Consider the following 13,790-nt stretch of genomic DNA (forward strand, 5'->3'; position numbering starts at 1 on the left):
TCTCATCAAATTTCAGGCGGATAACGCCATCGTTCGACCCCATAATGCTGACCGGAATCGAGATCGCGCCGGACTGCAACATCAGGTCGATAGCTTCGATTTCATCGGTTTCATGACGTTCATCAGGCGCGTTAACCTGCGCACCCCCCATCGACAAATCGACGGTGGTGGTGCGTGAAGAGATCCCGCTGGCATAATGCAGCACAACAGGAATGTTCACCTCGATACGGATGGTTTTGCGGGTCTGTTTGGTTTCACGCGCTACGGCAATCGCCGCCATCAGAATGATCAGGCTGAACAGCGCCCAACCGACGTTCAGGGCGATCACGTAAGGGTCTACGCCGAAGTAGTCATGCGCCACGGCACGGACAATGCCGCTGACCACGCCAACCAACAGCAACGCCGCACAGATAACGTGTGGGCGCACGATGTTGAAGTCGAAGAAGCCCACATCCAGCAGGCCGCCCTTATCCGTTACGTTAAACTTGCCGTGCTTCGGCGAAATCATCGTCAGGAGGGTCGGGATAACCAGGTGGAAAGCCATCACCGTTTCATAAATCTCACCCCAGAAGGTGGCGCGGAAGCGGCCGTTCATGCGGGAGTTCACGTACAGTGACATGACCAGGTGTGGCAACACATAGGCGAAGATCAGGCTGGCGGAAGAGTGAATGATATTCAGGTTGAACAGCAGATAAGCCAGCGGCGCGGTCAGGAAGATCACGCGCGGCAGGCCAAACTGGAAGTGCAGCATGGCGTTCAGGTAACACAGACGTTGCTGCCACTTCAGACCACGGCCCAGCAGCGGGTTATCTACGCGGAAAATCTGCGTCATGCCACGCGCCCAGCGGGTACGCTGAATGATGTGCAGGCCCAGACGCTCGGTTGCCAGGCCAGCAGCCAACGGCAGTGCCAGGAACGCGGACTTCCAGCCAAGACGCTGCATTTTCAAGGCGGTGTGCGCATCTTCGGTGACGGTTTCTGTCGCAAAGCCACCGATCTCTTCCAGCGCCGAACGGCGGATAACCGCACAGGAACCGCAGAAGAAAGTGGCGTTCCAGTTGTCGTTACCCTGCTGAACCGGGCCGTAGAACAGCGCGCCTTCGTTCGGGATATCGCGCGCGGCCTTCAGATTGCGCTCAAAAGGGTCCGGCGAATAGAAGTAGTGCGGGGTCTGTAACAGGGCCAATTTAGGATCTTTCAGGAACGGGGCAACCGTTGCCTGCAGGAACGCACGAGTTGCTACGTGATCGCAGTCAAAAACGGTAATCAGCTCGCCTTTGGTGATGCGCATCGCGTGGTTCAGGTTACCGGCTTTCGCGTGGCGGTTATCATCACGGGTGATGTAGCCCACGCCAGCATCGGCGGCAAACATCGCGAACTCGCTACGCTTGCCGTCATCCAGCAGATAGATTTTGATTTTGTCACGAGGATAGTCGATGCACTGTGCGGCCAGCACGGTGTCGCGCACCACATCGAGGCTTTCGTTATAACTCGGAACGTAGATGTCTACGGTCGGCCATAAACTGATGTCTTCAGGCATCGGCTCGATGGTTCTCTTAAGCGGCCATGATGTTTGCAGGTAGCCCAGGATCAAGATCAGCCAGACATACACTTCTGCAATAAATAAACCGATACCGAGAATGGCTTCCACTTCAGAATTGAAGGAGAGCGTCTCCGTGGCACGCCAGAAAATATAGCGAGTCGACATTAATGCCGAAAGGAACACCATTACCATAGAGATTTTGCGGCTTTTACTGAAGCCCATGACAAAGAGAATGGCAATAGAAATCAGGCCAAAGATATACTGTTTCTGGCTGTCCATTGGGGTGATCACAATCACTGCGGCGAGCGGGAATAATACCAGCAGCAACAGGTAATACAGGACTTTTTTCATAAGTCATCCTGAAAACGAGACTATTATTTTTACCGCAGCGCGGACGCGCTACGGTGTTTCAGGCATCCATACCCGACGGCTCCGCCGTCGATTAATGCGATCTCAGCGGCGCCTGCATTTCGCCGTCGCCAACCTTGATGTTGAGCAGGGCAGCAATACGCTTGCTGACGATCTCAATATCAAAAGCCGCCGCCGAAACAGGGCTGAAATCAAAGATGGACTGCTGCGAGGCATTGGCTTCCGCCACGCTCTCATCGCGATTCACCACACCCAACAACCGGTCACCCAGTCGCTGTTGCATAAAGGCCGTTACGTCACGACTGATGTTGCGGCGGCTGTCGCTCTGGTTCAGCACAAAGAAGTGTCCTGAACGCTGATTCAGCGCACCGCCAATCATTTTTTCGTTTTCGATTTGCGGCAGCAGTGACAGCGAGGCGGTATCCGCCAGCATCACTACAAGGTGTAAATCGGCAAGATCGGTCATTGCCTTTAGGGCTGGACCCGGTCCTGGCGGAAAATCAGCGACAATCACCAAGCCTGGGTAGTTAAGAACGGTATGCAGACCGCGCGCGAGGAAGTTAGGATCGCGGGATAAATTACCTTCAAACTCAACACGTTGCTCTTCAGTGACATCGCCATAGGGCATCACAAAAATGTTGCCGCCGGTGGTCAAAATAGACTGGCTCCAGTCTGGCGATTCTGCGGACTTCGCCACATAACCCCGCCCATCAGACAACGGCACGCCGAAATGGAGACGCAGGGCATTCTGCACATCAAAATCAATGGCCAGCACTTTGCTGCCGCCACGGGCAAGAGAATAAGCCAGGTTGGCAGCCAGAGTGGTTTTACCCACGCCACCTTTGGGAGAACAAACACAAACTAACGGCATGAGGCAATTCTCTCCAGCAGAGGTTGCAGCAAAGTCTCTTTCGATAAAGAGGTGGCGGAAAGGTCAGGCGTTGTACTGAACAGCTGCTTGAAGCGCGGCAATTCGGCGTGCACGGAAGCCGCAGCAGCAGGCTGACGAACCGGTGCGGGTGGCGCCGTTGGCAGAGACGACAGGGAAGACATCAACGGCGAAGCCGCTGGCTGGGCCGCTGCGTGCGCACTGGCAGGCTGAGCAGATGCCAACGGATTTGCTGCCGGAGCAGGCTGCGCCGATGTCAGCGGATTCACCGTCTGAGTTTCAGTAAACGGATTTACGGCCTGAACAAGGGCTGAGGCTTCTGGCTGAGTTGGTTCAGCTACCGGAGCAGGTTTCAGCGACGCTGAAATGCTGTCCAGTAGCGAGGCACCGATCTGCGTTGCCGCCGGTTTGGCCACCAACGAAGCGATGCTGTGCGGCTGCGCCCGAGCATGGCTTGGAGCCGCTGGCTGAGGTCGTGGTTGCTTTACCGGCGGCGGTGAAACAGGCTGCCTCTGTGCCGACGTTGCAATAAAGGTATCTTCTGCAATCGGTTGGGGTGCAGGCACATCTATACGTTGGCCGTTGCCCAAAGCCGACTCTGCGCCATCATTCATTAACTGTTTGATGATCGCCCAATTGGCACTGTCTGAATTCTTCGTCTGTTCAGACATGTCCTTGAATTCGATATGGTTTGTTTGCGTTTTTTCTTTAAAACGCTGCAGGTCATCATAACTTTTCATGGGAATGATCGCGGAGAGTGGGGGGATTTCGCGGCAATATACCATACAATTTTTTTTGCATCAGATTATTCTTATGGCCAGGAGGCGAGCGGGAGAATGAAAAATTAACTCTTCAGGATAAATAAAATAAATGATTGCGCAGGCTATCAATCAAGTTTGTTATTATTTGCCTTAGTTAAATATTTCGTCAGGTTAATTAAATAGAGTGGCGTCAAAAAGACAGCTGCTGATAAGAAGGAAATACCCAACTTCTTCGAGTTTAGCAATACGTTAGGATAAGTTATCAAAGATTATGCTGGCAACCGCCATAATTTGACATATGTCACCTTTCAGTGGCCCTGAACCCCTACTTTATCTGGTGGCCCTGTTCCTCAGGCTGACCTGAACTGACCATTGGCCCTAAGTGCAATCGGGGTAGCCTTGCGACTAACGCCTTAATTTCTTTATAAATTCGCCTGCTATTCAGACATAAAAAAAGGGCGAATCCGTGATTCGCCCTTCTCGCTTGTGGCTTTGCCTCAGTTGCCGACGGGCTGACCTTCGTCCTGATCGACGGCGAAGCAGGCAATCTGCTGGTCGCCATACTGCTTGAGCTGCGGTTGCAACTGGGTACAAGGGCCGAAGCGACGACGGCAGCGGGCGTTAAACGCGCAGCCTGGCGGCGGATTCAGCGGGCTTGGCAACTCGCCGGTTAACTTGATACGCTCACGGCGTTCGTCCGGGTTCAGACGTGGCGTGGCGGAAAGCAGCGCCTGAGTGTAAGGATGGCGTGGGTTAGCAAAAATCGCTTCTTTACTGCCCCGCTCCACACAGCGGCCCAGGTACATCACCATCACTTCGTCCGCAATGTGCTCTACCACCGACAGGTCGTGGGAGATAAACACATACGACAGGCCGAGTTCCTGCTGCAAGTCCATCATCAGATTCAGCACTTGAGCACGCACTGACACGTCAAGAGCGGAGACCGGCTCATCGGCAATCAACACGTCCGGGTCCAGCATCAGACCACGGGCGATAGCAATACGCTGGCGCTGCCCCCCGGAGAACATGTGCGGATAGCGATCGTAATGTTCAGTTTTCAGGCCAACCTTCGCCATCATCGCCAGCGTTTTCTCGCGGCGTTCTGCTTTACTCAGGCTGGTGTTAATCAGCAGCGGCTCTTCCAGGATCTGGCTGACCTTTTTACGCGGGTTCAGCGAGCCGTAGGGGTTCTGGAAGACGATCTGAATTTTCTGACGGCGCAATTTCTGGGCCGCCGGATCGTGCTTCAGCAAATCCTGTCCCTGATAGAACAGCTGGCCTTCGGTCGGCGTTTCAATCATCGTCAGCAAACGACCCAGCGTGGATTTACCACAGCCTGACTCGCCCACTACCGCCAGCGTTTTGCCTCGCTCCAGATTAAAGGAGACGCCGTCCAGCGCCTTCACCAGACGTTCCTGACCAAACAGCCCTTTCTTCACCGGGTAGTGCTTTTTCAGATCGATCGCCTGCATCAGCAGCGCAGAGTTTTGTTCAGGCTTCATAAGTTGGTCTCCCGGCATCATCCAGAGGGTAATGACATTTGGACTGACGCCCCGGAATATCACGTAATTCAGGTTCTTCGGCCCGGCAACGATCGTTGGCGTACGGGCAACGCGGGTTCAACAGACAGCCCTGCGGACGGTCGTATTTCCCCGGCACCACGCCAGGCAGTGAAGCCAGACGCGCCTTGTCAGCCGCAAATTCAGGCAGCGCACGCAGCATCGCTTGCGTGTAGGGATGGCGTGGAGACTTGAAGATATCCACCGCTTTGCCGGTTTCAACAACCTGCCCGGCATACATCACGATAATGTGATGCGCCGCTTCGGCCACCAGCGCCAGATCGTGAGTGATCAGGATCAGCGCCATATTCTCTTGCTGTTGCAGTTCAAGCAACAGCTCGATGATCTGCGCCTGAATGGTCACGTCCAACGCGGTGGTTGGCTCATCGGCAATCAGCAATTTAGGCCGACAGGCAATCGCCATCGCAATCATGACACGCTGGCTCATCCCGCCGGAAAGCTGATGCGGATACACATCGAGGCGGGAAGCCGGATCGGGAATGCCCACCTGGTTCAGCAGGTCAATCGCACGCTGACGACGGGTTTTCCTGTTGCCGCCCTGATGCACCTTAATTGCCTCCATAATCTGGAAGCCCACGGTGTAACAAGGGTTCAGGCTGGTCATCGGATCCTGGAAAATCATCGCCACTTCGGAACCCACCAGCTGGCGGCGCTCTTTCTCGGAAATACGTTTCAGGTCGCGCTGGTTAAACTCCAGCTTCTCGGCCATCACTTTGCCGGGATAATCGATCAGCCCCATGATCGCCAGCGAGCTGACGGATTTACCGGAACCCGATTCGCCGACAATGCCGACAACCTGGCCCTGCTCAACCTGGTAGCTGATGCGGTCAACCGCTTTAAACGGTGCCTTTTCGTCGCCGAAATGCACCGACAGTTTATCTACAGTTAATAGTGCCATCTGGTGCCTCTACTGCTTGAGTTTCGGGTCGAGGGCGTCACGCAATCCATCGCCCATCAGGTTAAATGCCAGTACGGTCAGCAGGATCGCGACACCAGGGAAGGTGACTACCCACCAGGCACTTTGCGCATACTGCAACACGTCGGAGAGCATGGTGCCCCACTCCGGTGTTGGTGGCTGCGCACCCATACCCAGGAAGCCCAGCGCGGCCATATCGAGGATCGCGTTGGAGAAGCCCAGAGAAGCCTGCACGATCAGCGGTGCCAGGCAGTTAGGTAAAATGTTAACGAACATCTGACGAAGGGGACCTGCGCCCGCCACATTGGAAGCCGTGACGTAATCACGGTTCACTTCCACCAGCACCGCAGCACGGGTCAGACGGATATAGTGCGGCAAGGCCACGAAGGTCAGCGCTATCGACGCATTGACGATAGAAGGCCCGAAGATAGCCACCAGCACTAACGCCAGCAGCAGGCTTGGCAGCGCCAGCATGATATCTACCAGGCGCATAATCACGTTGTCAGTCACACCGCCAACGTAACCGGCGATCAGGCCGAAAATCACACCAAGGATCAGCGACAGCACCACCACCAGACACCCGACCAGCAGCGACAGGCGGGCACCGTACATCAGACGGGAAAGCACATCGCGGCCCACGTCATCCGTGCCGAAGATAAACTTCCAGCTGCCGCCATCCTGCCAGACCGGTGGGTGCAGCAAGGCATCACGGAACTGTTCAGACGGCGCATGAGGCGCAATAAAGTTGGCAAAAATAGCGATCAGGAACATCAAAACCACGTAAACCAGACCGATAACCGCGCCTTTGTTACGCTTAAAATAGTGCCAGAACTCCTGCAAAGGGGTCATTGGCTTGGGGGCAACGTTCACGCTGCCTGGATCGAGTGTAGACATCCTCGTCCCCTTATTTCTTGTGGCGAATGCGCGGGTTAACCACGCCGTAGAGCACATCAACCAGCAGGTTGACCGCGATAATCAGAATGGCCACCATCAGCACGCCGCCCTGCACCACCGGATAGTCACGACGCTGAAGCGCATCGATCAACCAGCGGCCCAGGCCAGGCCAGGAGAAGATGGTTTCTGTCAGGATGGCGCCAGCCAGCAGCGTACCAACCTGCAGACCGATCACGGTCACCACAGGCAGCATCGCATTGCGCAGCGCATGGACCACAATCACACGCATCCGCGTCAGGCCTTTGGCTCGTGCGGTACGGATGTAGTCTTCACCTAACACTTCCAGCATCGCGGAACGCGTCATACGGACAATAACCGCCAGCGGAATGGTCCCCAGCACGATGGCTGGCAGGATCATATGCATCACGGCGTCTTTAAAGTCGCCCGGCTCGCCCCAGAACAGGGTATCGATCAGCATAAAACCGGTCAGCGGCTGACTGTCATCCAGGAACACCGTATCGCCTATTCGCCCGGCAACCGGGGTCAGGTTCCAGTGCACCGAGACCAGCATGATCATCATCATTCCCCACCAGAAAATCGGCATGGAGTAACCGGTCAGCGAGATGCCAACCACGGTGTGATCAAAGATGGAACCGCGTTTAACCGCAGCCAGAACCCCGGCAGGGATCCCAACAGCCACGGCAAAAATCATCGCGCAGATGCCCAGTTCCAGCGTCGCTTTAAAGCGCGGAACGAATTCCTGCCAGACCGGGATGCGGCTTTTCAGTGAGATGCCTAAATCGCCATGGAGCACGCCATAGACGTAAGAGACATATTGTTGCCACAGCGGCTTATCCAGACCCATCTGGGCCAGAAGCTGCGCGTGACGTTCAGGAGACATGCCGCGTTCGCCTGCCATGATCAGCACCGGGTCGCCGGGGATCATATGGACAAACGCGAAGGTTAACAGGGTGATGCCAATAAACGTTGGGATGACAAGTCCCAGACGTCGGAGTATGAACTGCAGCATATTCCGGATTCTCTTTTGGTTCCCGCAGGCTCGTAGCCCGAGAGATTATATTTGCTCACATCTTGCGGCGGATATTCTCCCCCGCGACGCTTTTCAGGGCGCCTTTACCATTTTTGCTTCCGAGCGGTTCAGCCTGGAGAAGGGCCGGGAAAAGCCCGGCCCAACAGGAAGAAGAAAGGGCCAGCTGGCTGGCCCCGACTTTTATTCCTGAATATCAACGTTCTCGAAGTGGTGTTTGCCCAGCGGATCAACCACGTAGCCAGTCACTTTCTTGCTGACCGGCTCGTACACGGTAGAGTGCGCGATAATCAGCGCAGGCGCCTGGTCGTGCATCACAACCTGAGCCTGTTTGTAGTATTCAATACGTTTGGTGTGATCAGGCTCAGCACGGGCTGGCTGGATCTGGTCTTCAAACGGCTTGTAACACCAGCGAGAATAGTTGGAACCGTCTTTCGCCGCAGCACAGCTGAACAGGGTCGCGAAGAAGTTATCCGGATCCCCATTATCGCCGGTCCAGCCCATCATCACGGTCTGGTGTTCACCGGCTTTAGCACGCTTCAGGTACTCGCCCCACTCGTAGGTGACGATCTTGGCTTTCACGCCAATTTTCGCCCAGTCAGACTGGATCATTTCCGCCATACGGCGTGCGTTCGGGTTGTACGGACGCTGGACTGGCATCGCCCACAGGTCGATAGAGAAGCCGTCTGGCATGCCTGCTTCTTTCAGCAGCTCTTTCGCTTTAGCCGGGTCGTAAGCGTAATCTTTAACCGTGTCGTTATAGCCCCACATAGTTGGTGGGATCAGGTTCTTAGCCGACTGGCCAGCGCCCTGATAAACCGCGTCGATGATCGCTTGCTTGTTTACAGCCGTGATCAGCGCCTGACGAACTTTCAGGTTATCCAGCGGTTTTTTCTCGGTGTTGAACGACAGATAGCCTACGTTCAGACCAGGCATCTGCATCAGATTGATATTTTTATCTTCCTTCATGCGGGCGATGTCAGCCGGGTTCGGGTATGGCATCACCTGGCATTCGCCTTTCTGCAGCTTGGCGTAACGCACGGAGGCATCCGGAGTGATGGAGAACACCAGACGGTCAATTTTTGGCTTGGTGCCCCAGAACTGGTCAAATGCCTTGTACAGAATGCGGGAGTCTTTCTGGTACTGCACCAGCTGGAACGGACCGGTACCGACCGGGTTCAGGTCGACTTTTTCCGGGGTGCCGGCTTTCAGCATGTTGTCCGCGTATTCGGAAGACAGAACAGACGCGAAGTCCATGCCCAGGTCAGCCAGGAACGGAGACTCAGGACGGGTCAGCACGAAGCGAACGGTATTGTCGTCCACTTTCTCGATTTTGCTGATCAACTTAGGCATGTCCATGCCTTCGAAGTACTCGTAGCTGCCGCCAGAGATGCCGTGATATTTGTTGTTCTTGTCGAGCTGACGCTCGAATGAGAACACCACGTCATCGGCGTTGAAGTCACGGGTCGGTTTGAAATCTTTGGTGGTTTGCCACTTCACGCCTTTGCGCAGGTGGAAAGTGTAGGTTTTGCCGTCGGCGCTGACTTCCCACTTTTCTGCCAGACCAGGCTGGATTTCAGTGGTGCCGATTTTGAATTCAACCAGACGGTTGTAGATTGGAACTGAGCTGGCATCGTAAGTGGTGCCGGAGGTGAACAACTGCGGGTTGAAGCCCTCAGGCGACCCTTCTGAACAATAAACAAGGGTTTTAGCCTGGACGCCAGCGGCAACGGTGAGAGCGATCAGGCTCAGACCTACCTTCAGCATCCCTGTTTTAGAAATACTCATGCTTCTGCTCCAATTGTGATGTGGTGTTGTGTGTGCTTGCGCAAGACCCTGTATTTTTTTAGTGCGGTCTTTGCGTGGCCTTGCGGCATCGGAGACGTAAAGATTGGCCTGGGAGAAACCATCAGACTAATCCGCTTCCTGTCTCGCTGAGGCATCAATTTGTCAACAGTTGCAAGGAACGTCAATACAACTGTCAGGTATTTACACAGAGTGTGAGAAACAGCAAGCAAACATAAAAAAAACCAATTCACGCTCTTTTTAGAGGAAACGTTCATTTAATTGCTTTTTAGCCGGACAAAAATAATGCCCACAACTTTAATCATGGCAATTTGCTCTAAAAAAAAACGATTAATTTAATCCGCCAACTGGGTTTTTTATGAACGATACGCTTTGCTTATGTCAGCTTAGCCAGCTAAATATGCTGCAACTGAGGCATAAGAAATCAGCAACAACCCGGGATCGGTCATAAGCGGAACGCGGCGCGAAATAAGCGGACAAAACCAGGCAGGAGAAGGGTTTCGTTGGGTTTTTCCGGGGGAAAAATGGACTATTTTTTGTAACAGTCATTTCTGACGGACAGGATTTTATGCTGCCTTTTTGGCGCGCTGGATTTCAGGCATAAAAAAGCCCGGAACGATCCGGGCCTTTAGCAGGAGTTTAGCAGCCGATCAGGCTTTGTTGTCTTCCGGCGCGGCGGCCTTTTTCGGATCGGCACACCAGTTGTTGCTCTGGTTAATGCCACCGTCCGGCGAGGTATAACCCAGGCAGCCGAGAAGGGTATCAAACAGTTCAACATGACGATGGGTCTTGCCTACGCGCTGTTCGGCTTTCAGCCGGTCAAAGGCGTTCTGATTGGTGGGGTCCGCCAGGTACTTATCGGAAGCCCAGACAATCATTGGCACGCGGAACTGCTCTGGCGGAGCCATATGGCGTGGCGTACCGTGCAGGTGCATATTCTCGCTAATCGATTCACCGTGGTCAGCCGCATAAAAAACGATGGCTTTCTTATCCCGCAGCTGGTCGAACACGCTGTCCAGCACCGTATCGGTATACAGCACTGAGTTATCAAACGCATTGATCAGCATCTCTTTGCTGCAAGTGTCATCCACGCCCATGCATTCAGGCTGGTAACGGGCAAACTCACGCGGATAACGCTGGGAATAAAGGTAGTGCGACCCTTTGGTGTGCAGCACCACCAGATGCTTGCCATCAGGATGGCGGTCCAGCGACTTTTTCAGCTCAGGGATCAGCAGCATATCGTCTACGGATTTGCCCTGGTTCTCTTTCTCAGAGCCAATCTGCTCGCGGAAAGCGAAGTTATCCGCATTGGTGTTGTTGTAGAACCACACTTCACTCTGCATAGCGAACAGCTCAGAGCTGAAGCCCAGCTCTTTCAGCACCGAGAAGACGTTCTGCTCTTTCAGCGTCCGTCCCGGACCTTCATCCGTTCCACCTTCACGTACAAACATGCAGCGCAGCGAGAGTTTGGTGGCGGTATCACAAGACTCGCCACGGAACGCGACAAGGTTCTTCTCTTTCGACAGTTTTGGGGTGGTGTCGCGGTCATAGCCCAACATCCCCATATGATCCCAGCGAGTCGTTTCACCGATCACAAACACCACATAAGTGTCGTCCAGCCCGGCTGGCGCGATGTAGGTGAACTTTTTCGCCGGATCAAGCAGGTCTTTGCTGTCCATCTTCTCGTCGTAGCTGGTATAGGCAAACAGCCCCAGCGCCGAGAGCCAGTTAGAAGGCAGATAAGAGTGTGCCACCACGCCGCCATAGCTCGGCAGGTCAATGTTGGTCAGCTTCTCTCTGATGTTCTGCTGCTTATCCAGGAAGCGGATGGGTAACCAGACCAATGCCACGGCCAGCAGCAGCAGGACCAGAGGTTTCAGGCGTTGTCCGGGCGTTTTCAGCTGTTCAATCAACGTCATCCGCAGCGAGTTACGCCAGATCAGCAGTAATGGAATCACGCTGACTAACACCATCCACAGGACGAAGTGATAGCCAATAACTTCTTTCGACAGGTCGGTGTCGGTGGTCATCACCGATGCGACAATGCCATAGCCGATAACGACGTTAAAGAAGCTCATATAGTAGCTGGCGGCGACAGAAATCAGCACCAGCGCGGTGGCGGTAATGCGCCAGAAGACCTTGCCACCCAGCGACAAAAGACGCATCAGGAAGAAAGTAAGCAGGACGATTGCAACCACTTCTACCGCAGCGGAGAACCACTGCATGGCGTTGAAATGGGCCAGAAAGGGATCAAAACGACGGTAAAACACCGGAATATTCAAAAAAATACCGATGTAAAATGCCAGCATAAGCGAGAGCTTCTGCTGAGTCAGAGCTTTTATATAGTTCATTAAACCTTTTTCCCGGCGAAACTTAAACGGATCTTAAACGCTAATCAGACCGTGCCGTTGCGCCAGAGTTCGGAGAGCAGGTCGATTATTCCCCGGCAAAATCAGCACGCAGGAACGTCAGAACGAAGGGCAGCCCTTCGCGCAAGCCGCGTAGTTAACCACAATGCGCGCTTATTTTCAGAACAATCGTTTAAATAAAGCTCAGATCCGGGTAATTCCCGTTGCAGCTAACACCGCTGCAACATTAAGTCACAAGGCTTAACTCAGATGCCACTGAACCAGTTGTATCCCTGATCTTCCCAATACCCGCCGGGATTCTGGTTGGTTACAAAGATGGCACCGATGTGTTTGGCGTTTTTGAAGCCCAGTTTGGTAGGAACACGCAGACGCAGCGGATAACCGAAATCCGGCGGCAGCGGTTTTTTGTCAAAATCTAACGCGAGGATCGTTTGCGGATGGAGAGCGGTAGGCATGTCCAGGCTGGAGTAATAGCGGTCGTCGCACTTGAAGCCGACGTATTTTGCCGTCAAATCTGCGCCAACATGCTGCAGGAAGGTTTTCAGCGGCACGCCGCTCCACTGGCCAATCGCGCTCCAGCCTTCAATACAGATCAAGCGGGTAATCTGCTCGTTTTGCGGCAGCTGCTTTAACCGATCGAGTGTCCACGGCGTTTTGTTTTCTACTTTACCGGACACTTCAAGCCGGTAGTCGCTGAGGTCGATATCCGGCACGTTGTACTCAGGGTAAAACGCGTTGAAGCGAAATGGCCGGGTGATCTGCGCTTCACTGTAGGTTTGCGCCAGCTTGCTGCCGCTGAACAGCCAGGCCTGGACCCGATCGTTCCAGCGAGACATCGCCCAAAGCGCTTTATCCACTTCATCGCCATCCTGCAGGTTGCAGCCGGTTAGCATCGTGACCGCACCTAACGTCAGACCGGAACGCAGCATCAGACGGCGTTCCAGATTCACCAACTTTTTACGCTGATCCGGTTCCAGGATAATCTTCGGTTTATCACTCATCGGCGGGGTTCTCTCTGCGGCCACCGGTGATCATCGCAGGCAGCGTTTTCGGTACCAGCAACACCATCACCACATGCACCACCACAAATAGCATCACGCCGCTCATGGCAAAAAAATGGACGTAACGGGCAATATCAAAACCACCGAACAGCGCGACCAGCTGGCTGAACTGCACCGGTTTCCAGATTGATAAGCCGGACAGCACCAGCAAAGCGCCCAATATCAGCACGCCAACATACAGCAGTTTCTGCACCGCATTGTAGTGGCCCTGCTGGTGCGGAAGTGAAAACCGCAGCGCCTGGCCGATATCACGGAATACCGACTTCACGCTGAAGGGAAAGAAGCGACGCCGGAAATGCCCGCTGAACAGTCCCCAAAGCCCATAAATCGCAGCGTTGACGAACAGCAGCCACATCACGGCAAGATGCCAGGCGATATTGCCGCCAAGCCAACCGCCGAGGGTTAAGTAGGGGGGGAAGGTAAACGAAAACAGCGGCGAGGCGTTATAAATGCCCCAGCCGCTCATCACCATGCCAACCATCACCAACACATTCAGCCAGTGACATAAGCGGACGGGCCAGGGATGGACCCGTTTTTTAGAAGAAGCTGGCATG

The 13,790-nt window shown here is 54.2% G+C and carries 11 protein-coding genes; all 11 read right to left on the minus strand.

Going from position 1 to position 13,790, the window contains the following annotated elements; all coding sequences use genetic code 11:
- Positions 1 to 1,894, minus strand: a 1,894-nt coding sequence (gene bcsA, locus WCC56_RS01270) for a UDP-forming cellulose synthase catalytic subunit (RefSeq protein ID WP_424690629.1), incomplete at its 3' end; no start/stop codon positions are given.
- 91 nt (positions 1,895 to 1,985) lie between these two features.
- Positions 1,986 to 2,783 carry a cellulose biosynthesis protein BcsQ gene (gene bcsQ / locus WCC56_RS01275; protein ID WP_424690630.1) on the minus strand — a complete coding sequence of 266 codons (798 nt, stop codon included), beginning with the start codon at positions 2,781 to 2,783 and terminating at the stop codon, positions 1,986 to 1,988.
- A complete protein-coding gene (gene bcsO, locus WCC56_RS01280; protein WP_424690631.1) occupies positions 2,774 to 3,586 on the minus strand; it encodes a cellulose biosynthesis protein BcsO in 813 nt (270 codons plus the stop codon). The genes bcsQ and bcsO overlap by 10 nt, the downstream gene beginning before the upstream one ends.
- A gap of 473 nt (positions 3,587 to 4,059) precedes the next feature.
- Positions 4,060 to 5,064 carry a dipeptide ABC transporter ATP-binding subunit DppF gene (gene dppF, locus WCC56_RS01285; protein WP_424690632.1) on the minus strand — a complete coding sequence of 335 codons (1,005 nt, stop codon included), beginning with the start codon at positions 5,062 to 5,064 and terminating at the stop codon, positions 4,060 to 4,062.
- Entirely contained in the window at positions 5,054 to 6,040 is a 987-nt protein-coding gene (gene dppD, locus WCC56_RS01290) for a dipeptide ABC transporter ATP-binding protein (protein ID WP_424690633.1), read from the minus strand. The genes dppF and dppD overlap by 11 nt, the downstream gene beginning before the upstream one ends.
- Positions 6,041 to 6,049: 9 nt before the next feature.
- Positions 6,050 to 6,952, minus strand: coding sequence for a dipeptide ABC transporter permease DppC (gene dppC / locus WCC56_RS01295; protein ID WP_424690634.1), 903 nt, complete (start codon positions 6,950 to 6,952; stop codon positions 6,050 to 6,052).
- Positions 6,953 to 6,962: 10 nt separating this feature from the next.
- Positions 6,963 to 7,982: a dipeptide ABC transporter permease DppB gene (gene dppB / locus WCC56_RS01300; protein ID WP_424690635.1), complete on the minus strand. Its 1,020-nt coding sequence runs from the start codon at positions 7,980 to 7,982 to the stop codon at positions 6,963 to 6,965.
- A 201-nt stretch (positions 7,983 to 8,183) separates the two neighbouring features.
- Positions 8,184 to 9,788 (minus strand): dipeptide ABC transporter periplasmic-binding protein DppA, encoded by a 1,605-nt coding sequence (dppA, locus tag WCC56_RS01305; RefSeq protein WP_424690636.1) that lies wholly within the window; start codon positions 9,786 to 9,788, stop codon positions 8,184 to 8,186.
- 668 nt (positions 9,789 to 10,456) lie between these two features.
- The gene (gene eptB / locus WCC56_RS01310; protein ID WP_424690637.1) at positions 10,457 to 12,157 is read right to left on the minus strand and encodes a kdo(2)-lipid A phosphoethanolamine 7''-transferase; all 1,701 of its coding nucleotides are present in this window, start codon (positions 12,155 to 12,157) and stop codon (positions 10,457 to 10,459) included.
- Positions 12,158 to 12,420: 263 nt separating this feature from the next.
- Positions 12,421 to 13,176 carry a molybdopterin-dependent oxidoreductase gene (locus WCC56_RS01315; protein ID WP_424690638.1) on the minus strand — a complete coding sequence of 252 codons (756 nt, stop codon included), beginning with the start codon at positions 13,174 to 13,176 and terminating at the stop codon, positions 12,421 to 12,423.
- Complete coding sequence (locus tag WCC56_RS01320) at positions 13,169 to 13,789, minus strand: cytochrome b/b6 domain-containing protein (protein ID WP_424690639.1); 621 nt, start codon at positions 13,787 to 13,789, stop codon at positions 13,169 to 13,171. The genes WCC56_RS01315 and WCC56_RS01320 overlap by 8 nt, the downstream gene beginning before the upstream one ends.
- Position 13,790 lies beyond the last annotated feature (1 nt).

This window comes from Erwinia sp. (assembly GCF_049696395.1).
Classification (GTDB): Bacteria; Pseudomonadota; Gammaproteobacteria; order Enterobacterales; family Enterobacteriaceae; genus Erwinia.